This is a genomic window from Dictyobacter alpinus, assembly GCF_003967575.1.
In the GTDB taxonomy this organism is placed as follows: domain Bacteria; phylum Chloroflexota; class Ktedonobacteria; order Ktedonobacterales; family Ktedonobacteraceae; genus Dictyobacter; species Dictyobacter alpinus.
Genome location: NZ_BIFT01000001.1, coordinates 447676 through 474646, shown reverse-complemented (window position 1 = coordinate 474646; position 26971 = coordinate 447676). Strand labels below are relative to the sequence as shown.

Here is a 26971-nt window from a genome sequence, read left to right as displayed (position 1 = left end):
GTAAAGCTTGTTGTATACCTCATCCATAAAAAATTTTCTATGAGATTGTAGTGTGACCTTGTTGCTCGTAGCTTTGCTTGAATAGTACCACTGATCGCGTGTGCAGTTTTTATGGTTTCGGATGCTATCCTCTTGTGGCAGAAATTGTTATACTGAACAAAATGTATGGAGGCGATTGTGGGGTAGGGAGGTATCATCTGTCTATGAAAAAAGAGTTGATTGATGAGAGAATCGCATGGAGTAACCAGTATATTATGGGAATACTCAAAATACTAATTGTTGATGACCATGGTCCTTTACGTAAGGCGTTGTATCAGGGATTAGAGGCGACGCGCGAGGTACAGGTGGTTGGAGAGGCTGCCACTGGTCGTGAGGCAGTAACGAGAGCATTAGAATTGGATATGGATGTAATCCTGATGGATGTTCAGTTGCGGGATCCACGGGAAGGTCGTCGTGCCTTGAGTGGAGTTGGGGCCGCAGTGGCGATCAGGCGTGAGCGTCCGCGTATGCCCGTGGTTTTTTATTCTATTCAGGATGATGATGAGTATTATCGTGAATTTCGCGCATCGGGAATTCTGACACACTATGCGTATGTGCGTAAAAGTAACTATTTATTGCCCAGCATGCTGGTACCGTTACTACGAGATGCTGTGAGTGGTCGTAGCCTGGTGGATCCTGAAATAGAGGATCGAGTGCAAGAGGTGCGTGATCTTGATGAGCAATCTCCACGGGCCTTGTTGGAACCTAACGAGTTGCGCGTCGCCGAGTTAATGGCGCAGGGGATGACCAATGAGCAGATTGCTTCGCGCTTAAGCTTGCATGATAAACGTGCTGTCAGCCGTACGAATGGCCGTATCTATGCTGCCTGGGGACTGAGTGAGAATGCGGTGGATGATAAAGTTGCACGCGCACGCGCAACGTTGATTTTTATGCTTAATCGTATGGTAATGTGGGACGAAGATGGCATCGCGCTGGTACAAGACCGTCGAGGTGAGTGGGTCCCGTTATACAAAGAAGAATAATAATAATGTCTGTGCCCTTTTTTCATACTCCTGCTTTACTGCTGCAAACGTTTGCTCTGGCCCTTTCTATCTTCAATTTAATCGCCTTTTTATGGCTGGCGGTTACCGTGTGGCTGAATGGGGATCGCCGCAGCCTGATTGCCCGTATTGGTGTCGTTGGTTTAAGTCTGGCGGCCCTCTTTTTCTTTATCCATTCGCTACTCATCTCTGGCCCACTCTCTAAAGCGACGGGTAGTCCAGTTTCCACCGATTTTTTATGGCGCCTGATCTGGTTTCCCGCATTGGGCGTGCCGTATATCTGGTTTATGATCGGACTATATTACGCTTCATTTTTGAATGAGCGCTGGCGGAGACGTAGACCATTTTTGTTAATAAGCAGCGCAGCCCTTGGGTGTAGTGTTTTATTCATTCTGCTCAGTAATCAGTCGACTTTTACCTTTAAGGATACTCTGCTGTGGTTGGCTTATGGCAGTGATTTTGGTGGGACGCGGCAGATGGCACCCTCTTTTCCATTGGTAGCCGTCCCCATTTTGTTTTTAGCATACGTCACATTTTGTGTCATTGGTCCCTGGTTTACCCCTGCCCGCGTAGGACGTCTATTGAGCGCGCTCTGGCGTTATGGTGTACTTAGAGCACGTACAATCTCTTTACGTCGTTCGCTCGTAGATGCTTTTTGGGATGATCAGGTGGCTGTAGATAACCTTATGGAGCCGATGTTATCCTGGCATCTGGCCCGTCCGGTCCTGCTATTGGCGGCCCTCTTCATGGTTTGCCTGACCCTCAGTCTGGGTAGTATGGGGGTCTGGTCCATGACCAACTGGCTTAAAATGCAGACTAATATGGTGCAACCAACTGGCCCTGTGGTTGATCTCAACACAATCCCAACCAGCCTGATTATATTGGATGTCTATGCAACTGGCTGTGTGGCTTTGATCGTGCTATTGATTGGCTACTCAATTGTGCGCCATGGAATTTTGATCGAACGACCACTGGCCCGGCGTGGCTTTTTTGAGCAGTGGCGAGGTATTGTTATTGTCGCTACAACCATCGCTTTATTTATCTCTTTTCTGCTATTGATCACCCATAGCTCATTGGGTAGTCTGCTTTTGATCACCATGATTGCTACCGGCACCTATGCCTTGTTTACCTGGAGTAGTTATACCGCGCACGATCGTTATGTCGCATTACTTGGACCTTTTTTACGCAGTACCAGTGTGCGCCATTGGTTGAATACAGATTTGCAGAAAACAGAACAGAATATGGAGGCCCTCTTCTTCCATCTGTGCAAAGAAGTGCTAGAGGTACGCTGTGCGCGCCTGGTGGTGCTGGCTGGTCCAGTCAGACGAAGCTTTTCTTATCGCTGGTCGATCGTGGATGCTCCCTCTGTTTCCCAGGAACTGGGTGGAACGGCCAGTAATGAGCAAATATTGGGTGATGGCACTGATCGAAAAAATCTACGTTCAGGGCTACATACCTATCGTATTCGTGTGCTATTACATGGTTTGCCTGTTATCTGTTGGGTTTTGCCAATCTATGATGAATTAGGCCTGGTCGCCAGACTCTATCTCGGCCCACGTCAGAATGGCGGTGCATTTACCAACGAAGATATGGATCTGGCTCAGGCGTGTGGACAGCGGATGCTGGATACGTTGCGTGATCATGAGGCAATGCTCGCTGTGGCTGGATTATTACGACGACGGGTCGTGGATGTCAAGTTGTTAGGTGCCCAGCAACGCCGTGTCTTGCACGACGAAACGTTACCAATGCTGCATCTGGCCCTGCTCAACCTGGAAACTATGCGTTCCCTGAATAATCAGCAGGAACCGGTGGCACCAGAGCGCTTTGACGAATCCTTGAACGAGGCGATTAGCTCGATTAGCACGGTCCATCGTCAACTGGCCTCAATGATGCGCGCCATGTCTACCGGGGCGCCCCATCGCCTTGAACGCGATGGAATGATGACCGCGATCCATACCATGCTTGAACAGGATTTCCAGCAGGCATTTGATGACATTGAATGGCTGGTCTCAGATGAGGTCGCCGGCTTTATCGATGATGCAGTCCCACCCGCCATTGCGGAGTTGATCTTTGCGGCCGTGCAGGAGGCGTTGCGCAATGCCGCTCGCCATGCACGGGGTACCGATGTTCATCGTCGCCTGCGTATGACCATCTCTGCGACCTGTAATCCCCATTTAGAGGTATTGGTAACGGATGATGGTGTTGGGATTGTCACTTCTGGTAGCTCGACCACTGGTACAGGTGGCGGTTTACTCACCCATAGCGCCCTGCTCGCTATTGCGGGTGGCAGTGTAACCGTCAAGACAGCCCCAAATGAAGGGGTCAGTGTACGCATCTTCCTTCCAATTGAAGCACTACGTTAAAAAGCAATGTGCCCACTCACCTGCTTATTCATGATGCTATCTCCTGGTATTCAGTATGTTTTCGCTCTATCGTGATAAGACAACCCGGTGGCGAACCGCTGCTGATGCAGATGCAACTCTATTGGGGTAGGACAGTAATAGTACCTGAAGTTTGGCTGGATAGCATCTCTAGCATAAAGTGCTTTATTTTTACGGGGAGGGACACAATTCATGATACTGATTACAGGCGCAACAGGTTTTATTGGCCGCCATCTGGTAGCTCGACTGGTAGCTCAAGGTGAGCGTCCGCGCTGTCTGGTGCGCGATGTGCGTCAGGCTGCAACGGTACTTCCGGCCGACAAAGTTGAGCTAGTGCAGGGCGCAACCACGCAGCCCGTAACCCTGGTGAAGGCGGTTAATGGGATTGAGACGATTGTCCATGCGGCGTTTATGACTGCTGATCGTAAACAATCGGTGGGAAACCATTACGAAGAAACAAATGTTGGTGGAACCTCAAATCTTATCCTGGCAGCCAAAGCGGCGGGCGTAAAAAGGATCGTTGAGATTAGTGGTCTGGGCACCAAACCAGATAAACCGGGCAGTTATATGCAGGGACGCTATTTAGCAGAAAAAATGTTGATTGAGAGTGGATTGGACTGGACCATTATTCGTCCTTCTGTTCTGTTTGGCAAAGGTGCTCCTTTCATTAAAGGACTGGTGGATCTGATTCAGACGGCACCAGTGGTTCCTTTGATTGGAGGTGGGAAGATACTGTTCCAGCCGATTGCTGTGGATGATGTTGTCACGGTCATCCTTAAAGTGTTGGCTGATCCTGCCAGGACCAACAGCAAGATTTTTACCATTGGTGGTCCTGAATACTATTCATTCTCTCAGGTCTTTGATGTATTATTAAAGGCAACGCATAAGAGTCGGCCTAAAGTTTATGCACCAACACCATTGGTTGGTATCGGAGCAGCCGTGATGGAGGCTATTCTGCCCAAGCCACCGCTCACCAGTGCAGCGATGACCCTCTTCTCCTTCAATAACACCACTGACCTTGATAGTGTGGAACGTGATTTTGGTTTTAAACCTCAATCCTTCAAAACAGCGCTAGAGACTCAGGGCGTATAGCAAGCGATTCAAGCGCAGATTCGAGGTTGCTGTGCTATAATAAGTGGGCTTCTTCGTTTATAGATTGAAGTGAATGCCCACTTATTCATGTACATAGATAGAGCTATCCACAACGGACGCGTTACTGTTTTGGAGGGAGGAATCTGCGTGATCTCTGCCGATTTGTCTGGGAAAGCAGGCGATGAATTACGCGCTATCAGTGAGCGGGTGATCCGTATCTCGCGCCTGATCCATGAAAGTTCTGAGAGATTAAGTATTGCCGTTGAGGGCACTTTTGCCAGTGATGGGGGAGATCCCCGGGTGCGTTTGCTGAGTGATGCCTTAAATGTGAGTCGCAACGCGGATCTTGAGCTAGGGCGTATTTATCAGGCGATGCAACGGACCGTGAATGCCGCGCAGAATCCGGTTCCAGGTCAGGATCGACCATCGCTTGCCTCTCACCAGACTCCTTCATCTCCTAATAATGGATTTGAGCATGAGCGCGAAGCTATGGTGACCAGCATCTTCAATCTAGAGCAGCAGCGCGATGAACTAGAAACCCTATCCGAAATTGCCCGAACTCTCAATTCTACCCTCGAATTTGATGAAGTTCTGTCACTGGTCATGGATCGTGTCATCCAATTCGTTAAGGCAGAACGCGGCGTGTTGATGCTGGTAAATACCAGTTCAGGGGCCTCTGAAGTGACCGTGGCACGTGATAAAAATGCCAATACCATTCCGGTGAGCGCTTTTAGTACCGCCCAGATCAGTCGCAATACCATTAAAAAAGTCATCGATTCTCGTCAACCTTTATTGACTGACGATGCCCAATTGGACGAGGGCTTAAAAGATAATCAGAGCATCCTGGTTTATGGGATTCGCTCGATTATGTGTGCGCCTTTAATTGTGCGTAATAGTTGTATTGGCGCGGTTTATGTTGATAGCCGCTATAATACGCGCCTCTTTAATAAAAAGCACCTGGAGCTTTTGCTGGCCTTTTGCAATCAGGCGGCTATTGCCATTGATAATGCCCGACTCTTCGCTGATTTAAACAGGGCTATTCGCACAGTACGCGAAGATAAGCAGTATATGGATAACATCTTTGGCTCCATCGCTAATGGTGTGGTTACCACCAACTCGGCAGGCGTTATTACCACTTTTAACGCTGCGGCCAGCATTATTCTTCGCCTCCACCCCAATATGGCTCTAGGTAAACATTATCGTGAAGCCTTCAAAATATTACCTTCCCGTGTGGGCATTATTGATGCGCTCTACAATGCGCAGGCTCAACATGAGCATGGAACCCTGATCAAGCAAGCTATTGACTGTAAGATTCCTGGACGTGAACGTGATGATATTGTTAGTTTAAATTACTATGTCAGCTCATTGCGCGATGTGCAGGGCACACATATTGGTATGGCATTGGTCATTGATGATCAGACCGAGTTAAAGCGTTCGGAAGCGCGGGCCAGGCAAGTTCGTGGTATCTTTGAGCGTTATGTTCATCCCAGTGTGGTTGAGCAGTTGATCCGTGATCCAATGGCCTTAAATCTTGGTGGTGAGACGAAAGAGATATCGGTTGTCTTTGCTGATATTCGCGGCTATACACGTTTGAGCGAAAATATGCGCCCTGAAGAAGTTATGCATCTGATCAACCGTTATCTCAAGACGATGTGTGATGCGATCTGGGAAGAATCCGGCACCCTGACAGCGTTTCAGGGAGATGCCTTGATGGCAATTTTCAATGCACCCTTAGCTCAACCTGATCATGCCTTACGCGCCGTACGCGCGGCCTGGAAGATGCGCATGGCTGTCTTGGCCTACCATCGCTCACAGCCGCAGGAAGTGCAGGTCTCCTTTGGGATTGGCGTGAATACCGGACTCGCTACAGTGGGAAATGTTGGTGCGCAGGAGCGCTTACAAAATTATACTGCTATTGGCGATGCCGTCAATGTCGCTTCACGATTGCAAAACAATGTATCTGATAACGATATCCTCATCAATGATACAACTTTTCTACAGGTGCAGAATAAGGTGCATACCGGTAAACCCTATGCATTGTCGGTGAAGAACAAGAGCACCCCTTTGACGGTACGCTATCTTTTGGGTCTACCCTAAATGATTTTACGCAGTACAAAACCTTTTTGTTGCAGGCGCAAAAAGCCAAACCACTCGTAGAGGTGGTGTGCATGATAGTTATCTTCCTGCGTATTTAGCATGATGCGTGACACGCGCGCCTGCTCAAAAAAATGGATCGCCTCAGCCATCAAGCGCGTGCCAATTCCCTTGCTACCTGCGGATGGATGCACAGCAATGCGGATGAGATAACCAAAGTCATCATCTAGTGCATTAAATTGATAGCCCACCACTTGCCCTGCTAATTCGACTACCACAAAGTAAGGATGGGTAGCGGCAATGTCCTGAAAGGAGATTGGATCATAGCGCCAGAGGTCTTCAAAGCAAGCGGCTTCAATTCTTAGCAGTTCAGAGAGGTCGCGTTTCAAATCTACCGGACGAATGGTTACTTCCTGATTGCCTTCGGATGGTATCTTATAGTCGAACTTATCGTAGGAATAGAGGCTGCGGTAGGGGATAAAGCCACGACCGAGGAGCAGTGAACGCAGCCAATCATTGTCACTATCATTGCCCGAATAATGTAAAAATTGTACTCCCTTTGCCTGTAGCTGGACATACAATTCATCGAGGAGCGTTCCAAGCACGGCTACGTAATTTTTACTTTCAGTCCAACTAACGCCGAAACCGCTAAACCAGGCTAATGGTGGATTAATAATCTGTGAAAGTAAAAATCCATAGAGCGTGGAATCGTTCCACAGGCCAACGGCTGGATAGCGGGCTAATAATGAGGGTAACTCATTCAGCGTAAAACGTTGGTAGACATACTCGGATGTACGCAAAAGTCGCTCAATGGCCTGTATATCTTCAGGTCGGAGTAAGCGTACCTCTCGATGCTTTTGTAACATAATTCCTCTGTTTAAATCATGCCGGAGTGGAAGCCAACTGGTTGTTTTTGTTCGCTGTACACGACTGTAGTGTATCTCTTAGGATAGTGATGCGTCAATAATGAGAAAATGTGCTAAGAAGGGAAGATGACGAGTTGGCACCTCAGCTCTTCCCTCCTGTATTGAAGTACTTATTCTTTATCCTGGCAGCAGGTATCGCTGTCAGCATGAGTTGTTTCAGGAGCAGATGTTTTAGTAATCACAGGCCCCTTCATTTCACGTAGCAGCTTCTCACGATCCGGTTTGGCCTGATTGCGCATGCGATAACCAGTTAATTGATGGATACGACGTAACTCTGAGATCACCACATCAGTGTTAAGCTGATAGTCAATATCGGGTGCCTGACCATAATTATCGACGGCCTCAACACCGCCCAGCAACTGATTAATGCTGGTAGCCACGCCAGAAGCGACGACATCAAGATCATAGCCACCTTCCTGGACCATGATCAGTCGACCCTCGCAGAGGGTGTCGGCGAGTTTGATAATAATCTCATTGAGTTTGGCAAAGCCCGCGGTCGAAAGACGCATTCCTGGCTGCACGCCGGTATGTCCTTCTGCCTCTTTCCAGTGTGCATCGAAGCCTGCTGAGACCAGAATCAGTTGGGGATTAAAGCGGTCGGCCGCTGGTGCGAGTACCTGACGGAAAATGGGTTCGTAAATTTCATAACCTGAACCAGCCGGTAATGCGATATTGATATTTGTTCCGTGTGCCGCGCCTTCGCCCAGTTCCTCTGTTTCACCTGTACCCGGGAAAAATGGAAACTGATGAGCTGAGAAATAGAGCACACGTGGATCAGCGTAGAACGTCTCCTGTGTGCCGTTACCATGGTGTACATCATAATCAACAATCATGACGCGCTCAAGTCCATAGTGGTCCAGAGCGTAACGTGCCGCGACAGCCACATTATTGAAGATGCAGAAACCAAAGCCTGCCTCAGCCACCGCATGATGTCCTGGCGGGCGCACCAGACAATAGGCGTTGTTGATCTCACCCTTCATGATGGCATCCAGAGCCGTCAATGGAGCGCCAGCAGCTTTGAGGGCCGCCTCATAAGTTTTAGCCGAGACAAAGGTATCGGTACCAAGTTGTAAGCTGTTAGCTGTGCCAGTGCTGGCATCAGCCTCAGCAGCCTGTTGGCTTAGCTCTTCAACTTCGCGGATATACTCACGCTCATGTACCGTTGTCAGTTCATCTATACTGGCGGCGCGAGGAGCCAGTTGCACGAGTCCCGGGCGCTCAAGCCAGTTGAGCGCTTTCAGATAGCCGATCGACATCTCCATCCTTTGAGGACGTTCAGGATGTCCCTGGGGGACGAGGTGTTCGAGAAATATTGGATCATAGACGAGGGCCGTTGTCATACATTTCCTTGTTCAAGCAGTCGATAACGCTGCCTGGCTGTGTTCTAGCTGGGATATCCATGGTCGAGACCACAGATATCCCAGCAATAGGTGTTAGAGTACTTTTTTTACTAATTCAGGAATATCAAAAATGGTATCAGCGACCGGAACGCCGGCAGCCTCAAGGGCGGCCACTTTTCCTTGCGCAGTACCCGTATTGCCAGAGATAATTGCTCCAGCATGTCCCATTCGTTTGCCGGCTGGTGCGGTGCGGCCAGAGACAAAGGAAACGACAGGTTTACTCATTGTTTTAATGAACTCTGCCGCATCTTCTTCGTCACTACCACCAATTTCACCACACATAACCACCACTTTCGTCTGTGGATCTTTTTCAAACAGGGCCAGGTAGTCTGCAAAGGTTGAGCCGATGATTGGATCACCGCCGATACCGATGCAGGTTGACTGGCCTATACCCGCTCCTGTGAGTAAGGAGACGACCTCATAGGTCAGGGTTCCTGAGCGTGAAATAAAGCCGACAGGACCTGGAGTGAAGATCTGATAAGGGATGATACCAATCTTGCCGGATCCAGGAGTGCACATACCAGGACAGTTAGGTCCGATCAAGCGAGCGCCTTTTTCGCGTACCACCAGCATCGCGCGGGTCATATCAATGACCGGAATACCTTCGGTGATACAGACGATCAGTTCGATCCCGGCGGAGGCGGCTTCCATGATGGCATCAGCGGCACCTGCAGGTGGGACGAAAATACAACTGGCATTGGCATCTGTGGCGGCTTTTGCCTGTGCGACAGTATCGAAGACTGGAACGCCTTCGACGCTCTGGCCACCTTTAGAAGGAGTCACACCACCTACGATATGTGTGCCAGCAGCAATCATATTGCGCGTATGATATTGACCTTCGCGGCCAGTGATACCCTGGACAATGACACGTGTTGTGTTATCTAATAGAATACTCATAATCGCTTACAGTCCTTTTCCCGTTCGAGCTATCGCGGCCACAATCTTCTCTGATGCGTCGCGCATATCTTTACCCCAGTCCAGTCCTGCATCTTTGAGTAAGGCGCGTCCTTCTTCGGCACCCGTTCCTGAGAGGCGGACAACGATCGGCATTCCTTTTGGAAGTTCTGCCTGGGCCATAATCACACCCTTGGCGACCTCTTCACCACGCGTAATACCGCCGAAGATGTTGACAAGGATTCCTTTGACCTGGGGATCGCGTGCTACAAACGTCAATGACTTATACATGACCTCGGCCTTTGCGCCGCCACCGATATCCAGGAAGTTAGCGGGCTTACCGCCTGAGCGAGCGACCATATCTAGTGTTGTCATAACCAGACCTGCACCATTGCCGATGATACCAACATCACCATCCAGTTTAACATACGTCAGGCCGGCCTGTTTGGCTTCGTATTCTAATGGATTCGCTTCTTCTGTCTCAGCCCAGGTGGCATATTCTTTCTGGCGGAACAAGCCATTATCATCAATCACGATTTTGCCATCAGCAGCCAGAACCTTCCCATCGGTGGTGTAAGCCAACGGATTGATCTCAGCCAGATTCGCATCGCTCTCGATAAAGGCTTTAGCCAGGGCCGCCAGAATAGCGGCTGATTGACGTAGCATATAGGATGGGAAGCCTGCGCGTGCCACGATATCCAGGGCTTCAAAGTGGCGTAGTCCCCAGCGCATATCGATTGGTTGTTGAATGATCTTTTCAGGTGTCTTTTCAGCAACCTCTTCGATGTCAATACCACCAGCGGTCGAAACCATCACAACGGGGGCCTGTGACTTACGATCGAGGACGATACCCATGTAGTATTCATCTTTGATATCGATCTTCGAGGTCACCAGGACCTTTTCTACCGTCAATCCTTTAATATCCATACCGAGTACGCGGGAAGCGGCCTCACGCGCCTGTTCGGGAGTATCACCAAACTGGATACCGCCAGCCTTGCCACGTCCACCAACATAGACCTGGGCTTTAATAACAACGGGTCCGCCTAGTTCACGGGCAATGGCTTCGGCCTCTTCGGGCGTATGGGCGACTTTTCCTGGTTGAACCGGGATACCATACTTTGCCAGAATATCCTTGGCCTGATATTCATGAATTTTCAAAATAGTTGCTCCTTGTGATATATGTCGTACATCTTTGTACTCCTCACTATTTTAAAGAATTTACGTATCATGCGCAAGATAAAACATAGTGCCTTTCAAGGCGTGTTGAACGTCTTGATGTGACCAGAATGGGGAATACAGAGGGATACCTCTGAAGCTTATGGCACATACGCAATTCTTTGGGCACCTATGATTTCTTTGTGCTTCGATCTTCTGTCATTATATGACCCAACTAATACCCCGTCAATGAATATTTTGTTAACTGTCGAGTTTTTCAATAATCTGCTTGTTGCCGGCTGCCTACCCACGGTATTTATCTGCCCATACTATTTAACGCCATGTTCCTCCTCAAAAAATTGGGTATGTGGAAAACTTGCACATGGCGTTAGTTAAAAATGCGCTGTATGTAAATACATAGATAGCGCGACATATGCGGATTCAGCCACATATGTCGCGCTATCTATCATCAAACTGGCTGGCCCGCCAGCAGGCGTACGTTTTTTAGCTGCGAATGAAAGCGAGTACCTCGTCGCGCTTCTGTTCTAGCTGTGCTTGTTCTTTCGCTTCGACGTTCAGGCGTAGCAGTGGCTCGGTATTTGATGGGCGGACATTGAACCACCAGTCGCCAAAGTCAAAGGTCAGACCGTCAAGTTTGTCGACGGAGTTCGCTTTGTTACCGAAATGCTCTTCAAGCGCCTGGAGTTTGGATTTGGTATCGGTTACCGTGCTATTGATTTCACCGCTGCGCACCCAATGATCCAATGGCTTGATGATCTCGGATAAAGGCTTATCCTCAACTGAGATGAGCTCAAGCATGATGAGCAGAGCAATCAAGCCTGAGTCAGCGAACCAGTTATCGCGGAAGTAGAAGTGGCCAGAATGCTCACCACCAAAGATACCGTTGGCCTGGCGCATATCTGCTTTGATGAACGAGTGACCAACTCGAGTGCGCAGTCCTTTTCCGCCGAGCTTCTCAATCAACTCTGGCACACTTTTGGAGACGATCAGATTGTAGAGAATTGTTGAACCTGGCTGTTTCTGGAGCAGGCTGTTGGTGACCGCCAGGGTAACCATAGAGCCATCGACCAGATTGCCATGCTCGTCAACCGGGAACATACGGTCGGCATCGCCATCAAAGGCGGCGCCAACATCTGCGCCCACTTCTCGCACCTTTTTCTGGACATCCACCATGTTTTCAGGCTCAATTGGACTGGCTGGATGATTTGGGAAGGTGCCATCAAGCTCAAAGTAGAGTGGTACCAGTTCGCAGGGAAGGTGTTTGAAGACGCGGGGCATGATCAGACCAGACATGCCGTTACCGGCATCAATGACAACTTTGAGGGGTTTGAGTTTCTTAACATCGATAAATGTCAAGGCATGTTGGACGTAATCGTCGATGACATCACGTTGAGTAATCTCACCTTTTTTCTCAGATTCGGCGAAGTTACCACTTACAGCCAGATCCCGAATATCTCCCAGACCAGTATCCAGACTGATAGGGAATGCCTCGGCGCGGCAGAACTTGATACCGTTATATTTACCAGGATTATGTGAAGCGGTGACCATCGCGCCAGCCGCGTATTTAAATTTTCCAACCGCGAAATAAAGGCCGTCCGTGGTGATTTGGCCCAGGTCAATGACGTTGACGCCTTGATCACTGATACCTCGAATGAGAGCCTCGGCGATCTGTGGTGATGAGACACGCATATCACGGCCGACCGCGATTTCTGGAACCTTTAAGTATTGTGCGGCTGCGCGACCGATACGATAGGCTGTCTCTGCATGTAAGGTTTCACCGTAGACACCACGCACATCATATGCTTTAAAGATGGATGGGTCAACAGTTGTATTAGAAGTATTCATGGTTATTTATGAGTGTTTTTCTGACCAGGCTATCAGAGCTGTGGATAAGAAAAAACTCATCTCCTTTCTTAACTGATTATATGGTATGTTTTTTCCATATTTCCAGTAGTACCCATGGTTCTCCCGTGCTGCGGGGATCATAAATTCGCCCGACCTCAACAAAGCTAGCTTTCGCAAAGGCTCGTCGAGAGGGATGATTAGCTAAAGCGGTTTCGGCATAGACGCGTCGAATGCCAGGTAATGTAAAGAGGTGCTGCACAAGTGCGCCGATTGCCTCTGGTCCATAGCCATGGCCCCAACGTGCCTTCTCGCCGAGTCCCAGACCAACTTCGGCCTGCCCCAGTCGGTTATCAACATTAAAGTACGTGATGGTGCCGATGGGGCTTCTTGTTTCGTCTTCAATGATAAACCAGAACTGGCGTCCATTGCCACGCACATAGTTGCGCTCAAAGATAGGCAAAAATTCGCCCATTGTACGTGAATATGGCCGGTGAATATCGTAGCGCCAGACCTCGTCATCGCGTTCCCAGCGAAAAACGAACTCTGCATCTTTCATGTTTGGCCGGCGCAAGCGGATACGTTCACCTTGTAGGAACGGCCCTCGGGCTTCACCAGCTTTATTATCACGTTGTAACTCTGTCATACCAACCCCAATGTGCGTGCAAAACTCGTTCCAGCCGCCAGGTTTTTTACGCCAAAGGCCTCTGCCAGCGTCTGGCCCAGATCGGCAAAGGTGGGTCGTAATCCCAGATCAACCCCGGAACGAATTGTCTCTCCATAGGCAAGCAAGGGGACACATTCTCTTGTATGGTCGGTCCCGCGATACGTTGGGTCAACACCATGATCAGCCGTAAAGAACAGCGCATCTCCAGGCCGCATGCGCTGTTGTACTTGTGGGAGCCACTGATCAACATCGCGTAAAGCTTGAGCATACCCCTGGCTATCCCGGCGATGCCCCCATAACATATCAAATTCTACCAGATTGACAAAAAGCAGACCTGTGAAATCCTGTTCAAGCCAATTAAGGGTTGAAGCCATGCCCTCGCGATTCGTTTCTGTGTGGTCGCGTTGGGTTAAGCCACGTCCGGCGAAGAGATCTTCAATTTTGCCCAGGCCAATCACATCCTTGCCAGCCTCTTTGAGGCGATCCAGTAACGTAATTCCGGTGGGAGCCAGAGAGAAGTCTCTGCGGTGCTCTGTACGTTGAAATGCACCAGGTTCGCCAATAAATGGACGAGCAATAACCCTGCCGACCGCGTGATCGCCTGTAAGCATATCACGGGCAACTTCGCACATTCGATACAACTCTGTGAGGGGAATAACCTCTTGATGAGCGGCAATCTGGAAGACGCTGTCAGCAGAGGTATAGAGGATAGGATAGCCGGTGCGCACGTGTTCCTCGCCGAGCTCTTTAATGATCTCGGTACCTGAGGCTACCTTATTGCCAATAACTTTTCGTCCAATGGCTTGTTCGAACGCACTCACGACCTCTGCGGGAAAACCGTGTGGATAGGTTGGGAGAGCTTTCTCAAGGACGACTCCCGTCATTTCCCAGTGTCCGGTGGTGCTATCCTTGCCGGCCGCTGCGGATGCCATGCGCCCATAGGAACCTGTAACTTCTTGACGGGCGGGTGTGCCGATGATCGGAGTAATATTGCCGATCCCGATTTTTCCCAGATTGGGTAGTTCCAGGCCACCAATGGCCTGGGCGCAATGTTCGAGCGAGCTTGCTCCCTCATCTCCATAGGCATGGGCATCGGGATTTTCGCCCGCGCCCACGCCATCTAACACAATCAGGATTGCTCGCGTTAGCTGTGTCATCGCCGTATCCTCGTCATTTCCAATTGGGTATGGTGTACCAGTGGTTCACCGATTAGTGGCAAGGCATACTCATAGAATGCCTGTGTCACCATGGTTTTGTCTTCAGTTAAATATTCATCTGGCATCAGGCGTTGGACATTTGCCACCTTGCTTAAATCTGCCAGTCCGGTTGTGCAGTGATAAGCAGGCTGGTCTTCACGCACTAACGTTATCATCTTATCACTTTCACCGGCCAGCAGGGCTTGTACTCCCATCTTGCCAGCCAGATAGGCCTCGTCGCGATCAGGAATAGAGATATGGGCTGATGACATGCGTTGTAGATCGCCGGGTTTGTCGAAGCGGGCACGGATCTTTAGTTCGCGCTTGACCAGTTCAACCAGGTACTGGGCAGCACCACTGAGCAGGGGATGGTGAAACGCATCCACGCCAGCCTGTCCTGCGCTTCCAAGCGCCTGACCTTTCTCATCGCGGATGGCTTCGGCTGCCACCACAATCACATAGCCGAGGCGCTTATAGATTGCCTCGACCTGTGTCAGAAAGTTTGCTTCCTGAAAAGGCTGTTCTGGAAGAAGTAGGATGTGTGGAGCCTCATCTGCGCTGCGTTTGCCCAGCGCCGCTGAAGCTGTCAGCCAACCAGCATCCCGGCCCATGGTCTCGATCACTTTGACCGGATAATGCCAGGGGATGGAAAGCGTGTTCATGGTGGAGTCTTGCGTGGCCTGTGCCAGGAAGCGTGCCGCGCTACCGTAGCCAGGACAGTGATCTGTGAATGGTAAATCGTTATCGATGGTTTTAGGGACGCTGATGATCCAGAGTTCATAGTTGGCTTGTTGTGCCGCCTGGGCTAGCCTATGGGCGGTATCGGCTGAATCGTTGCCACCGATATAGAGCATGTAACGGATATCATAGCGGCGCAAAATCTCGATCGTGTGTTCCAGGTCGTGTTCTTGTAACTTATAGCGGCAAGAACCCAGGGCTGCCGATGGTGTATGTAAGAGCTGTGACCACACAGAGTTTGGTTGATTGCTTAAGTCGATGATATCTTCCTTGAGTAGACCTTCAATGCCATGGTGCATGCCGTAGATGTTGCCGATACGTTGATCTGCAAGCGCGGCCTCAACCGCTCCTACGAGGCTGGCATTAATTACGGCGGTTGCTCCGCCGGATTGTCCAATAATCAAATTCCCAGATTGTTTTAATGACAATGCAATACCCTCTATTTTCAACTAGCTGTCGCAGCTATAGTTTTCCAGGGTCATTATAACAATGCCATGGGTTGGCGTCGAGTGTTATCTGGCAGGTTCTTTGAAGATTGTGCTGCTTTATGATTGAGTTGAAATAGCTTTCTGTGCATGTTACGATAAATCTACACAGTCTTGTCCCTCTGGTAGACGATCACGTTTATTGTATCAATGAAGATCTCTATTTGTGAAGGAAAAGCATATGAGACAGAAGGTGATTCTGGATTGTGATCCAGGACACGATGATGCGATTGCGCTTCTGTTGGCTGCTCGTCATCCAGCGCTAGAACTGCTGGCTGTTACCACTGTAGCGGGCAACCAGTCTGTGGAGAAAACGTCCTTAAATGCGCTTAAAGTGTGCTCCCTGGCCAATATCCTGGAAGTGCCTGTGGCCAAAGGCATGAACCAGCCGTTGATCCGTCCTGCGCGCCATGCCGCTGATATCCATGGAGATTCAGGTATGGATGGTCCTGAGATGCCACCTCCCACATGTTCGCTGGTCCCTCAGCACGCCGTTGACTTATTGATTGAAATGCTTCTCCAGTCGGATGGGGATGTAGTGCTGATTCCAACCGGTCCACTGACGAATATTGCCACCGCTATGCGTCGTGAACCAGCTATCCTACCGAAGATTCAGGCAATTTCCTTGATGGGAGGAGCCATTAGCGTTGGTAATGTGACTGCCAGCGCTGAATTTAATATTTGGGCTGACCCTGAAGCGGCCGCGTTAGTGTTTGCCTGTGGCCGGCCAATTACGATGGTGCCGCTAGAAGTCACCCATCAGGCGTTAGCAACCGGGGAAATCATGCAGCGGCTGAAAGCAATGACTGGCCCTGTTCCTGCTTTTGTCGCAGACCTGCTGACGTACTTCGCAGATTCTTACCGTCAGGTCTTTGGTTTTCCATCCCCGCCCATCCATGATCCATGCGCTGTGGCGGCACTTATTGATCCTGATGTTATCGCCTATAAAGAGATGCACGTTGCCATAGAATGTCGAGGACAATGGACCGAAGGACGTACCATCTGTGATATCTATGGAAAGACCGAACTTCCTCCCAATGTACGCGTCGGTTATGCCCTCAACTTCGAACGCTTCTGGACTCTCTTATTGGATACCTTGCAACTATATTGAGTTGCATCTGTCAGGATGTTGAAGTACCTGTGGCTGGATCACTGGGAATTAGATCTGATAATCCATCTCCCAGGGATCTTTCCCATTCCAACCCTGAGTCAACTCCTGATGCGTTTCCAGTGTCTCGCCGCCTTTGACCAGGAGTTCAGCCGGTTTAGAGACCACCACTGAATTGGCGGGTACCGATTCCAGTACCAGTGTCATTCCTCCAATTTTACTGCCTTTGCCGATGGTAATGGGGCCAAGAATAGCCGCTCCAACACCGATGGTGACATCGTTTTCGATGGTTGGATGGCGTTTCTGTTGTCGGCGGAATGGATTGGGTCGCCACCAGCCGGTGGCTCCTAGTGTAACCTGGTGATAAAGCATAACGTTATCGCCAATAATCGCCGTCTCCCCAATTACAACGCCGGCACCATGGTCAATAAAAAAGCGTTTGCCGATCTGTGCTCCTGGATGAATCTCAATTCCGCCCGTTATGAAGCGTGCTAACTGTGAGATCAGGCGTGGAATGAACGGGATGTGCGCCTGATACAGTGAGTGTGCAGCGCGGTGGAACAGGATTGCCCAGAAACCCTGATAGAGAAGTGCCTCAAAGATGCTTTTACAGGCTGGATCTTTCTCAAAGATTACATCTATTGCATCTGGCCAGAATGTTTTCTTCCTGGGTGTTTTTTCCGGTACGGGAATAAAAATACCAGGTGGAAGTTCTGGTAGTGCAGCCAGGTCTTCTCCTTCAGTCGAAAGTTGTTCATTATTGTCTGGTGTGCTCTCAGGAATGCCTGTCCCCTTTGAAACACCGTTTGGTCCCTGTGACATACCTGTGTGTATCCTTTTCTCTGCATGGCCAATTTTTATCTGTGTCTTCTCTTTGGAGTGTAGGACAGGGATTTCTGCTTGTCAAGTGTGTTTTGATCCCCCGGTTCTGCGCAACGAAAATTTATTATACTTCTAAATGGTTTCCTGGTGTTAATCAAAATATAACATATATTTAACATAAAGAAGTATGCTGTTCCGTATCCCAAGTAGACGTTGATTTTTCAACGCCAATTGTACACAACCTGTTAATGGTGGATTGAATTTATTCTTAACGCTAACAATTAGCGAAAGGAGAGTCCAATGTCGTCTTCTCAGGAAGCGCTCAAACAACTTGATGAAAGTCCCTTATCTGGATTTCATTTTAAGACGGTTATCACCGCAGGTATGGGATTTCTCACAGATGCCTATGACCTCTTTATTATTGGCGTTGTTACCTCTATCCTCAAGGACACCTGGCATATTACTTCTCTTGAAACCTCTCTTTTAAGTAGTGTTGCCTTGCTGGCTTCCGTGTTGGGTGCGGTGGTCTTTGGTCGTATCGCAGACACCATGGGGCGCAAATTTATCTATGGCTATGAATTATTGGTACTGGCTATCGGTGCAATTGCCTCGGCACTGGCCCCCAATGTCATCTGGCTTTTGATTTTCCGCTTTATCCTCGGCGTAGGTATTGGTGGTGATTATCCAGTAAGTTCAACCCTGATGAGCGAATATGCCAACCGCAAAGATCGTGGTAAGCTGATCACCTTTGTTTTTTCTACCCAGGCTCTTGGTCTTATTATTGGTCCATTGCTTACCTATATTCTTTTGCAAAGTGGTATTGATAAAGAGTTGACATGGCGTCTCATTCTCGGTGCCGGTGCTATTCCAGCACTGGCCACATTCTGGTTGCGACGTCAAATTTCGGAGACTCCTCGCTTTGCTCTGGCTAAGGGTGATGATGCTGGCGTAACACGTGCCGTTGAGATGGCTGAAGGCAAGCATAGCAATGCTGCTGAAGCCGGCGATAAAAGTGAAAATCTGGTGCCAGAACAGACTCGCCAGGACCAGGAAACCTCTACGCAGGAGAAAAATGAGTCTGTACAGGAACGTAAGACAAGTTGGCGTGAACTATTCACTGTACGCCACTGGTTGATCTGGTTGTTAGGCGCAGCCGGAACATGGTTCTTGCTGGATATCGCCTATTATGGCACGACGGTTTCAACCCCCATTGTGATTAAACTGTTCAGTCCTAAGACCTCTCTGACTACCAATATGTTGTATACCTTGCTCATTTTTGTCGTTGCCGCCTTACCAGGCTATATCCTATCCGCCTTTACCGTAGACCGGATTGGACGTAAACCAATACAATTAGTGGGATTTGGCATGATGGCTGTCTCTTATGGAGTACTCTTCATTTTTCCACAATTGACCGCTATCACCATTCCTTTCTTGTTATGCTATGGTCTGGCCTACCTGTTCACTGAATTTGGACCCAATGTCACCACGTTCCTCTATCCTGCCGAAATTTTTCCAGTCACTGTACGCACAACGGCTCATGGTATCGCGGCCGGACTTGGGAAGTTTGGCGCGTTTATTGGTGCTTTCATTTTCCCTCTAATGCTCGCCTCGGCAAATTTCAAACTGCCCGGCGCTATGGGTGTTGCAGCCATCATTTGTCTGGCAGGATTTTTGCTGACCTTCGTGTTGCCTGAACCCAAACAGAAATCCCTTGAAACCATTGAAAAAGAGGGAGAAGAGTTAGATCAAAAAATTGAGGTTCGTGAAAACCAACAAGGTTCTCCTGCCTGATAGAGTTTGTTGTATGTTTTTATAAAGATGTCATGGGGGAACAGGTGGACCAAACTTGTTGCCCCCATGTAGTTAACACCATGTGCAAGTGTTATTCCTCACACCTCGCGCCTACGGCTCTCGCTTCTTTTGAGGAGGAAGATGGCGAGGCGGTCGCGACCGCCTCGCCATCTTCCTCCTCAAAAGAGTGGGTATGTGAAAACTTGTACATGGCGCTAGTTATTTACCGGGTAAGATAGGATAACAAGTACCGGTCGGAGAATGTTTTTTGACAGGGCGCTACACTGTGCTATATAAATAGGCATGTTGATCTGTTTATTCTATTTACACAATGCATAGTATGAATTGAAAGAGATATGATGAAAATCACACGCCGTTCTCGACCGCGCAGTATCACCACCTTTGCCATCTTTGAGTTGATGGGTTCGCTTGGCTGCCTTGTCTTGCTTCCATTTACTGCATTGGGTTCACGTGATTTCATTGCTTTATTGCTTGGCGCGCTCCTGGGTTTTGTGGTTGTCTATGGTTTATGGACAGTTCAATTCTGGGCGTATTGGGCGACAGTCACTTATGAATGTAGTGAGGTTCTTTACGAGCTATACTTGCTGACACGGCCCGAGTATAGAAGTGTGATTCATATGTTTGGACCAATCTTTGGTATCCTGATGAGTGCTCTCGCGCTTGGCTACTTGTTTTTAGACCGTTCAATCAAGCCAGTTTTCAATCGCACTGCCATTTTATAGACCTTTGTTTGGCTTAGACGAGCTCAAAAAAGTGGTGAAATTTCACAATTTTATCCTGGCCTACAAATTTAAAAAAATTGTGGTGTTTAGGTCTTGACAACTCGCAAGCCGTCCGGTATACTGTCGAAGTGCTAAGAAATGAGCACACAAAATGTGGTGACCGTAGCTCAATAGGCGGAGCTCTGGATTGTGGCTCCAGCGGTTGTGGGTTCGAGCCCCATCGGTCACCCCCACAAAAAGACACCCTATCTTTAAAAGATAGGGTGTCTTTTTTTCTTAGTTTTGCAACGGGACAGATAAAATAACGGCCATATAGCTACAACTGTAGTTATATGGCCGAAATGATTTATAGCGTGCGTGCCGCAAAAAAGAGGTTAGCGGCGTGAATCGCGCCAGCGTACCAATTTTTCGACGGCCTCAAAGTCCCATGGCGCACCCATACCGAGGATCAATTGACTGATGCCAGCGTTGACGAGCGCATCACGTGACTCGTCGCTATCCTTCGCATCGGTGCCACAGGTACGCTCAATCTCATTAGGATTGCGGCCTTCCTGGGCACACCAGTCGTCAAGAACCTTCATTTTATGGTTGATGGTATCAACATCACCAAAGCCGTGCCACATGTCAGCATACTTCGCGGTGATGCGTAGCGTTTTCTTTTCGCCACCTCCACCGATCAGTATCGGCACGCTACCATTTACAGGTTTCGGCACATCGACTTCCCAGCGCTTCTTGATCGTCGCCAGGCTTTGTTCGAGAGCTTCCAGACGGCTGCCTGCGGTACCGAAATCATAGCCATATTCTTTATAGTCGCGCTCAAACCAGCCAGCACCAATACCCAGGATCAAACGGCCATTGGTTATATGGTCGAGTGTCTTGGCCATATCGGCCAGTAGAGCGGGATTGCGGTATGTGTTACAGGTTACCAGACAGCCAATTTGAGCCTTGCTGGTCAGCATACCCATGGCTGTCAAAAGGGTCCAACCCTCAAAATGGTTTCCTTGTGGATCTCCATAAAGAGGGAAAAAGTGATCCCAGTTCCAAATACTGTCTACGCCGAGTTCCTCAACACGTTTGACTGCATTAGCGTAATCCTCATAGGAGGTGTGCTGTGGATGAAGCTGAACTCCTACTTTTAATGGATACTTCTTCGTTGTCTGTGACACGTGATATACCCTTTCTCACTACTAACTGTATGGAAATGCCCATACACCTCTGAGTGTATTCACGTTTTAACACCGGTTGCAAGTTTCGCTAGGAAACCTCTTGCCAGCGCTGCTTGTAATGAAAAAAGAGGCATAGAAGGTTAAAACTGCAAGCTGCATTGAAATAAACTGGATTTTGGTGCTTATAATAGAAGTTAAGTTCGTTTGAAAGGAAATTTTTAAATAGATGGAACCCAGAATCTTGATTCGTAAAGATCCCGTTCGGTGGGGGATTTTGAGCTCGGCCAACATTGGTGTGCGGGCTGTCGCGCCAGCTATTCGTGCTTCATCGAATGGTAAACTCCTTGCCGTTGGTAGTCGTGATCGCCAACATGCCAGCGAATTGTATGCATTTGCTTCCGATGTGCGTATTTATGAAGGGTATGAAGCGATTCTTGCTGATCCCGATATCGAGGCCGTCTATATTCCCCTTCCCAATAGCTTACATGCAGAATGGAGCATCAAAGCCATGCAGGCTGGTAAGCACGTGTTATGTGAGAAGCCACTGGCTGTAACGCGTGAGGAAGGCGAAGAGATGGTGCAGGCTGCCGAGGATAATCAGGTATTCCTGATGGAGGCATTTATGTACCGCTTCCATCCACAGATCGTCTGGGCTCTTGAACAGGTTAAATCGGGATTGATTGGCCCGGTGCGACTGGTGCGAGCATCGTTCTCCTTTGATATCCGTTCCCATCCAGAGAACATTCGCTTGCAACCCGAACTGGGGGGTGGCTCATTGATGGATGTTGGTAGTTATCCGCTTAATCTGTTCCATGCTATCTATGAGCGTTCGCCTCGCTCAGTGGCTGCCCGCGTTCATGTGACAGGACCGACCAGTGTTGATCTTGCTACCAATGCTGTACTGGATTATGGTGAGGGTAGTTTTGGTATTATGGATAGTAGCTTTGGCCTGCCATCCCGTCAGGGTGCGGAGATCATTGGTGAAGCCGGTATCATCACATTGCCAGTGCCATTTACACCAGGCAATTATGATATGACCGCGTTTGTTACTAAAGATGGACAGATGACCGAGCAAAACTTTTCTGGCGTGGATCAATATCAGTTGGAGGTTGAACACTTTGCTCAGTGTATTCGCTCCAAACAAGATCCTCGTCTCTCTTTAACCGAAACCCTGGAAAATCTGGCAACTATCGAAGCTATCTACGAGGCCGCCGGACTGGATTGGCCGATCCTGTAGTAGACCTGATGAGGCCGCAAAAATTAGAAAATGCTGGGAAACTACGTTTGCTTGTTGACGCCACCCGAGTATCCATCTAGAATGGATAGAAGAGCATGCTGTGATAGACACAAGCTGTAAATGTATTTTATACTTCACCATTCCTTGCGGGGAAGGAGCCAATCATGGATGCAATCGTTGGGCGTTACCGGGCTCGAATGGAGGAGACCGGCCTGATCCTTAGACATGCCTCAGGCATTAATTTTGATTTAACGCCTGAAGAGACATTGGGCTTATTGGATTTCATTACCGCCTATCGACAGACCTTACTATCATTGCAAGAGCGTGATACAGATCCACGTATGGAACGTATTGTGCTGGATATCAATGAAAAAACAGAAGATAAGCGCCCACTGAATAGCTAAGTATTTTTTAACAGGCTCCTTTTTTACAAGTGTCTGTTGCCAGGAAGAAGCATACTGCTTCCTCCTGGTTTAATTTTTTGCGTCTCTCACCTCTTACTTGCTTCACTTACAATAAAAGTGATAATCTCAGGGCGTAAGAAGCGTTTGTTATAGACGATCCACACATCACTCTGAAGCGGATGATGTTAGTTTTGTGGGAGGTTAAGAGCATTGGTTGCTGTTGAATTTGGATTAATGCTGCGACAGAATGATCCAGGTCATTCGTTGCAAGAGGTGATAGAGTTTAATCGTCGTTGTATCGCAGAGCTCAAAGCTGGCTTTACCACGTTGTGGTTAGAAGATCATTTACAGGTTGGGGTGACTGAAGAGTTAGAGTGCCTGAGTACCTTGAGTTATCTGGCCGCCCAATATCCCCAGTTTAAGATCGGTTCATTAGTGTTGTCTCAATCCTATCGCAATCCTGCTTTGCTTGCTAAGATGGCTGCGAACCTTCAGGTATTGACTGGTGGGCGTCTGGTGCTTGGTCTTGGGGCAGGCTGGAAAGAAGATGAGTATAAGGCTTATAACTATCCTTTCCCTGCGGTCAAGACGCGTATGGAGCAATTAGAGGATGCTATTCACATCTTGCGCGCACTTTGGAGTCCAGAGCAGCCAGTGACCTATGAAGGAAAGCACTATCAGATCCACGATGCCTATTGTGCTCCTCAGCCAGAACCAGCCATCCCCCTGCTCATTGGTGGAGGTGGTGAGCAGCGTACGCTGGAGATTGTGGCCCGTTATGCAGACTGGTGGAACTTTAACTCCTGCACCCATGAAGAGTATGGGCGTAAGCTAGACATTTTACGTCAGCATTGTGCGAAAGTGGGACGTAATTTTTCTGATATCCAATTATCTTATTTGAGTACAATAAGCGTCTCAGATGATCCGGCAAAGATCAAACGTCATCCTGATAAACACTTTATCGCCGGCACTCCAGATGAAGTTATTCAAGAGCTCCAGCAGTTTCGTGCCATTGGCGTTTCACATTTTATGTTCCGCATCCTGGATGTCGAATCTCTGCGCCACTTTGCTACCCATGTTGTTCCCCATTTCTTATAGACTAAGATAGAGAAGAAAAATTCTCTTTTAGCACGCTATTTTGTCAACAAATGCACGCCAGAAACAGCCATATCCTGCTGCTTTTTGTGCTCAAGTGTGCCTGCAGGCTGACATGCAATCCCTGGTGTGTGATACACTGGTTTTATAGAGATCGATTCGCCTACTGGAAAGCCCTATATACCGATGTTTCTTTCGTGTTATCTCGGTGGGTCGTTTTGTACCCTTGGGAGCATAAGCGAAAGATAATGGAAAACGAAAGCAAGGTCGCTCGTAAAGGGCGAACGTCCGACCATTTCATGGGAGAATGTTCCTAACATGACGCAAACAATTGATCCGGAGAAAAATTATTCTGCGGTTGGCAAGCCAACGCGCCGTATGGATGGCGAAGAGAAGTTAACGGGACGAACACGCTATGCTGGCGATCTGTCTTTTCCCGGCCTGCTTCATGCTCGTATGGTATTAAGTCCTTACGCACATGCTCGCATTCTTGGTATTGACTCGTCGGCTGCCCTGGCGATTCCCGGGGTGGTTGCTGTCTATACAGCTGAAACGTTGAAGATGGCAAAGTCGCATGAAAGCTCTCGCTCACAATCGCCACTGGCACGAGATGAGACATTCTGGTCTGGCCATCCAGTAGCTGTGGTACTGGCAGAGACAGAGGCCTTGGCCGAGGATGGAGCAGCAGCAGTAGATGTAGATTATGAGCCATTGCCTGTGGTGATTGATTTAGTGGCGGCGATGGATCCATCCTCTCCTTTAACGCGGCCACGTAAGGAAGAAGAGCCATCAGAAATTGCGGGTGGAGGGACCCATGCTGATGTTGGGACTGCGCAGGTGGAGGACGAAGAGCAGGAAAAGCTATCGCCCAATGTGACCGATCGTGCCCATATGCATTCAGGCGACATTGAGGCTGGCTGGCGTGAAGCTGATGCTGTAATTGAGCGCACCTATCGTACCCATCCTGTGCATCAGTCATATCTGGAACCTCAGTCGATTATAGTGGTACCAGATAAGGCGGGCCAGCAGTTTACTGCCTACGCCAGTTCCCAGGGCCTCTTTAGCGCCCGCTCAGATATGGCTGGTGCGCTCGATCTGCCAGAGCGACAGATTCGTGTAGAGCCAATGCCAATTGGTGGCGCTTTTGGTGGAAAATTTGGTCTGGTGGAGCCGCTGGCTGCGGCCCTAGCTGCTGCGATCCGCAAACCGGTACGCCTGGTTTACACACGGCAAGAAGATTTGCTAGCTGGTAATCCTGCGCCGCAAGCGGTTATGACGGTAAAGTTAGGAGCCAAACAGGATGGCACTCTGGTAGCCATGCAGGCCAAACTGATTCTGGATGCAGGCGCTTTTTCTGGAGCCGCCGCCGGACTGGCTGGTTATCTGATCTCAAGCGTTTATCGCTGTCCCAATACGGATATTCGTGCCTATGAAGTTCTAACCAATAAGGTTAGTGTCGGGGCATATAGAGCTCCTGGCGCTCCCCAGACGGCTTTTGCGCTGGAGTCTGCCGTCACCGAACTTTGCCAGGAATTAGGCATGGATCCACTGGAGTTTCGTAAGAAGAATGCACTACGTGGCGGTGATCCTTCTGGTAATCGCCGGCGTCCAATTTTGCCTCCTCTGGGCCTGATCGAATGTTTGGAAAGTGTGGAACAACATCCACTATGGAAAGAGCGCGCAGCCCAAAAAGCGCATCCTTCTGCTGAGTTAGCTGGCTGGAAGATTGGCATTGGACTTGCTGTTGGTGGCTGGCCAGGTGGAAATGACGTGGCTGCCGCTGCTTGTCGCCTGGAGTCCGATGGCACGGTCTCAGTGGTCATCGGTACGGTTGACTTGACCGGATCTGATACTTCGCTGGCCTTGATTGCGGCTGAGGGACTGGGTCTGAATACTTCACAGGTGAATATTGCCCATGATGCCACCGACACCATGCCTTATAGTGGTGCCACGGGTGGAAGTAAAACGATCTACTCGATGGGACCAGCCGTAATGGCTGCAGCTCAGGACGCCCGGCAGCAGATCTTGCAAATCGCCAGTGACATGCTTGAGGCTTCGGTAGAGGATCTTGAAATTGAAAATGGTGCAGTCGCCGTGAAAGGCGTGCCAGGTAAGAGCCTGACTTTGCAAAAGATTGCTACAGCTTCCACCAGCTATAGTCGCCGAGGACCTGTCTATGGACAGGGCCGTACCCCTATTCCAGAGGGTTCGCCGATGTATGCTGCCCATCTAGCCAAGGTGGCGGTTGATCCTGAGACTGGTGAAGTACGTGTATTGGAGTATGTGGCGGCTCAGGATGTCGGTCGAGCCATCAATCCTCCTGCTGTAGAAGGGCAGATTCATGGTGGTGTGGCTCAAGGTATAGGCTGGGCTCTCCTTGAAGGTCTAGAGTACGATGAGAATGGACAAGCTCTGACTGCTACCTTTATGGATTATGCTATGCCCCATAGCTTTGATGTTCCCAACATTACTCCGATCCTGGTAGAAGTTCCTTCGGGTGTGGGCCCATATGGCGCTAAGGGCGTCGGTGAGCCACCTGTCATTCCGGTTGCAGGTGCGATTGCCAACGCTATCTATGATGCCGTTGGTGTTCATCCTTCTGAGATTCCTATAACCCCTGAGCGTTTGTTTACCGCTTTACAATAGGTGTAAAGACTGTCAAACGATTATAAAA

At 49.2% G+C, this 26971-nt stretch carries 21 protein-coding genes and 1 tRNA gene; 12 read left to right on the top strand and 10 right to left on the bottom strand.

Going from position 1 to position 26971, the window contains the following annotated elements:
• Positions 1-254 precede the first annotated feature (254 nt).
• The 4 genes from EL633_RS01855 (at position 255) to EL633_RS01840 (ending at position 6610) form a co-directional block, all read left to right on the top strand.
• The gene (locus EL633_RS01855) at positions 255-1022 is read left to right on the top strand and encodes a response regulator (protein ID WP_126629308.1); all 768 of its coding nucleotides are present in this window, start codon (positions 255-257) and stop codon (positions 1020-1022) included.
• A gap of 5 nt (positions 1023-1027) precedes the next feature.
• On the top strand, positions 1028-3403 hold the full coding sequence (locus EL633_RS01850) for a sensor histidine kinase (RefSeq protein WP_126625568.1): 2376 nt from the start codon (positions 1028-1030) through the stop codon (positions 3401-3403).
• A 210-nt stretch (positions 3404-3613) separates the two neighbouring features.
• Entirely contained in the window at positions 3614-4513 is a 900-nt protein-coding gene (locus EL633_RS01845) for an SDR family oxidoreductase (protein ID WP_126625567.1), read from the top strand.
• Positions 4514-4660: 147 nt separating this feature from the next.
• Entirely contained in the window at positions 4661-6610 is a 1950-nt protein-coding gene (locus EL633_RS01840; protein ID WP_161981864.1) for an adenylate/guanylate cyclase domain-containing protein, read from the top strand.
• Here EL633_RS01840 and EL633_RS01835 read toward each other — a convergent pair.
• The 8 genes from EL633_RS01835 to EL633_RS01800 form a co-directional block, all read right to left on the bottom strand.
• A complete protein-coding gene (locus EL633_RS01835) occupies positions 6607-7473 on the bottom strand; it encodes a GNAT family N-acetyltransferase (RefSeq protein WP_126625565.1) in 867 nt (288 codons plus the stop codon). The genes EL633_RS01840 and EL633_RS01835 overlap by 4 nt on opposite strands.
• A gap of 170 nt (positions 7474-7643) precedes the next feature.
• Positions 7644-8873, bottom strand: coding sequence for a histone deacetylase family protein (locus EL633_RS01830; protein WP_126625564.1), 1230 nt, complete (start codon positions 8871-8873; stop codon positions 7644-7646).
• 93 nt (positions 8874-8966) lie between these two features.
• Positions 8967-9830: a succinate--CoA ligase subunit alpha gene (sucD, locus tag EL633_RS01825; RefSeq protein WP_126625563.1), complete on the bottom strand. Its 864-nt coding sequence runs from the start codon at positions 9828-9830 to the stop codon at positions 8967-8969.
• Between the two features lie 6 nt (positions 9831-9836).
• On the bottom strand, positions 9837-10985 hold the full coding sequence (sucC, locus tag EL633_RS01820) for an ADP-forming succinate--CoA ligase subunit beta (protein WP_126625562.1): 1149 nt from the start codon (positions 10983-10985) through the stop codon (positions 9837-9839).
• 501 nt (positions 10986-11486) lie between these two features.
• The gene (locus EL633_RS01815; RefSeq protein WP_126625561.1) at positions 11487-12848 is read right to left on the bottom strand and encodes a phosphohexomutase domain-containing protein; all 1362 of its coding nucleotides are present in this window, start codon (positions 12846-12848) and stop codon (positions 11487-11489) included.
• 76 nt (positions 12849-12924) lie between these two features.
• Positions 12925-13491, bottom strand: a complete 567-nt coding sequence (locus tag EL633_RS01810; RefSeq protein WP_126625560.1) for a GNAT family N-acetyltransferase — start codon at positions 13489-13491, stop codon at positions 12925-12927.
• Positions 13488-14669, bottom strand: coding sequence for a phosphopentomutase (locus EL633_RS01805; RefSeq protein ID WP_126625559.1), 1182 nt, complete (start codon positions 14667-14669; stop codon positions 13488-13490). Before EL633_RS01805 ends, EL633_RS01810 begins: the two co-directional genes overlap by 4 nt.
• The gene (locus tag EL633_RS01800; RefSeq protein ID WP_126625558.1) at positions 14666-15874 is read right to left on the bottom strand and encodes a 6-phosphofructokinase; all 1209 of its coding nucleotides are present in this window, start codon (positions 15872-15874) and stop codon (positions 14666-14668) included. The genes EL633_RS01805 and EL633_RS01800 overlap by 4 nt, the downstream gene beginning before the upstream one ends.
• A 238-nt stretch (positions 15875-16112) precedes the next feature.
• Here EL633_RS01800 and EL633_RS01795 point away from each other — a divergent pair, with 238 nt between their 5' ends.
• Complete coding sequence (locus tag EL633_RS01795; RefSeq protein ID WP_126625557.1) at positions 16113-17042, top strand: nucleoside hydrolase; 930 nt, start codon at positions 16113-16115, stop codon at positions 17040-17042.
• A gap of 48 nt (positions 17043-17090) precedes the next feature.
• On the opposite strand, the gene epsC is transcribed toward EL633_RS01795, so the two are convergent.
• The gene (gene epsC, locus EL633_RS01790) at positions 17091-17861 is read right to left on the bottom strand and encodes a serine O-acetyltransferase EpsC (protein WP_126625556.1); all 771 of its coding nucleotides are present in this window, start codon (positions 17859-17861) and stop codon (positions 17091-17093) included.
• A gap of 300 nt (positions 17862-18161) precedes the next feature.
• Between epsC and EL633_RS01785 the strand changes: the two genes are divergently transcribed.
• The 3 genes from EL633_RS01785 to EL633_RS01775 all read left to right on the top strand — a co-directional run bounded on the left by EL633_RS01785 (position 18162) and on the right by EL633_RS01775 (position 20628).
• Positions 18162-19652 carry an MFS transporter gene (locus tag EL633_RS01785; protein WP_126625555.1) on the top strand — a complete coding sequence of 497 codons (1491 nt, stop codon included), beginning with the start codon at positions 18162-18164 and terminating at the stop codon, positions 19650-19652.
• A 356-nt stretch (positions 19653-20008) separates the two neighbouring features.
• Positions 20009-20395, top strand: a complete 387-nt coding sequence (locus EL633_RS01780) for a hypothetical protein (protein WP_126625554.1) — start codon at positions 20009-20011, stop codon at positions 20393-20395.
• Positions 20396-20550: 155 nt separating this feature from the next.
• A tRNA-His gene (locus EL633_RS01775) sits at positions 20551-20628 on the top strand.
• 141 nt (positions 20629-20769) lie between these two features.
• Here EL633_RS01775 and EL633_RS01770 read toward each other — a convergent pair.
• A complete protein-coding gene (locus EL633_RS01770; RefSeq protein ID WP_126625553.1) occupies positions 20770-21561 on the bottom strand; it encodes an LLM class F420-dependent oxidoreductase in 792 nt (263 codons plus the stop codon).
• 226 nt (positions 21562-21787) lie between these two features.
• On the opposite strand from EL633_RS01770, the gene EL633_RS01765 reads away from it, so the two are divergent.
• From EL633_RS01765 to EL633_RS01750, 4 genes are all read left to right on the top strand, one after another.
• Positions 21788-22798 (top strand): Gfo/Idh/MocA family protein, encoded by a 1011-nt coding sequence (locus EL633_RS01765; protein ID WP_126625552.1) that lies wholly within the window; start codon positions 21788-21790, stop codon positions 22796-22798.
• Between the two features lie 164 nt (positions 22799-22962).
• Entirely contained in the window at positions 22963-23202 is a 240-nt protein-coding gene (locus EL633_RS01760; protein WP_126625551.1) for a hypothetical protein, read from the top strand.
• A 210-nt stretch (positions 23203-23412) separates the two neighbouring features.
• Positions 23413-24300, top strand: a complete 888-nt coding sequence (locus EL633_RS01755) for an LLM class flavin-dependent oxidoreductase (RefSeq protein WP_126625550.1) — start codon at positions 23413-23415, stop codon at positions 24298-24300.
• Between the two features lie 315 nt (positions 24301-24615).
• Entirely contained in the window at positions 24616-26943 is a 2328-nt protein-coding gene (locus tag EL633_RS01750) for a xanthine dehydrogenase family protein molybdopterin-binding subunit (protein WP_126625549.1), read from the top strand.
• Positions 26944-26971 lie beyond the last annotated feature (28 nt).

Bases quoted from the DNA above. Each gene is read 5' to 3' on its own strand.
- EL633_RS01815 (WP_126625561.1), bottom strand. From the start codon at position 12,848: ATGAATACTTCTAATACAACTGTTGACCCATCCATCTTTAAAGCATAT.
- EL633_RS01760 (WP_126625551.1), top strand. From the start codon at position 22,963: ATGGATGCAATCGTTGGGCGTTACCGGGCTCGAATGGAGGAGACCGGC.
- EL633_RS01805 (WP_126625559.1), bottom strand. From the start codon at position 14,669: ATGACACAGCTAACGCGAGCAATCCTGATTGTGTTAGATGGCGTGGGC.
- EL633_RS01835 (WP_126625565.1), bottom strand. From the start codon at position 7,473: ATGTTACAAAAGCATCGAGAGGTACGCTTACTCCGACCTGAAGATATA.
- EL633_RS01850 (WP_126625568.1), top strand. From the start codon at position 1,028: ATGTCTGTGCCCTTTTTTCATACTCCTGCTTTACTGCTGCAAACGTTT.
- EL633_RS01785 (WP_126625555.1), top strand. From the start codon at position 18,162: ATGTCGTCTTCTCAGGAAGCGCTCAAACAACTTGATGAAAGTCCCTTA.
- EL633_RS01750 (WP_126625549.1), top strand. From the start codon at position 24,616: ATGACGCAAACAATTGATCCGGAGAAAAATTATTCTGCGGTTGGCAAG.
- epsC (WP_126625556.1), bottom strand. From the start codon at position 17,861: ATGTCACAGGGACCAAACGGTGTTTCAAAGGGGACAGGCATTCCTGAG.
- sucD (WP_126625563.1), bottom strand. From the start codon at position 9,830: ATGAGTATTCTATTAGATAACACAACACGTGTCATTGTCCAGGGTATC.
- EL633_RS01765 (WP_126625552.1), top strand. From the start codon at position 21,788: ATGGAACCCAGAATCTTGATTCGTAAAGATCCCGTTCGGTGGGGGATT.
- EL633_RS01780 (WP_126625554.1), top strand. From the start codon at position 20,009: ATGATGAAAATCACACGCCGTTCTCGACCGCGCAGTATCACCACCTTT.
- EL633_RS01845 (WP_126625567.1), top strand. From the start codon at position 3,614: ATGATACTGATTACAGGCGCAACAGGTTTTATTGGCCGCCATCTGGTA.
- EL633_RS01795 (WP_126625557.1), top strand. From the start codon at position 16,113: ATGAGACAGAAGGTGATTCTGGATTGTGATCCAGGACACGATGATGCG.
- EL633_RS01830 (WP_126625564.1), bottom strand. From the start codon at position 8,873: ATGACAACGGCCCTCGTCTATGATCCAATATTTCTCGAACACCTCGTC.
- EL633_RS01855 (WP_126629308.1), top strand. From the start codon at position 255: ATGGGAATACTCAAAATACTAATTGTTGATGACCATGGTCCTTTACGT.
- EL633_RS01810 (WP_126625560.1), bottom strand. From the start codon at position 13,491: ATGACAGAGTTACAACGTGATAATAAAGCTGGTGAAGCCCGAGGGCCG.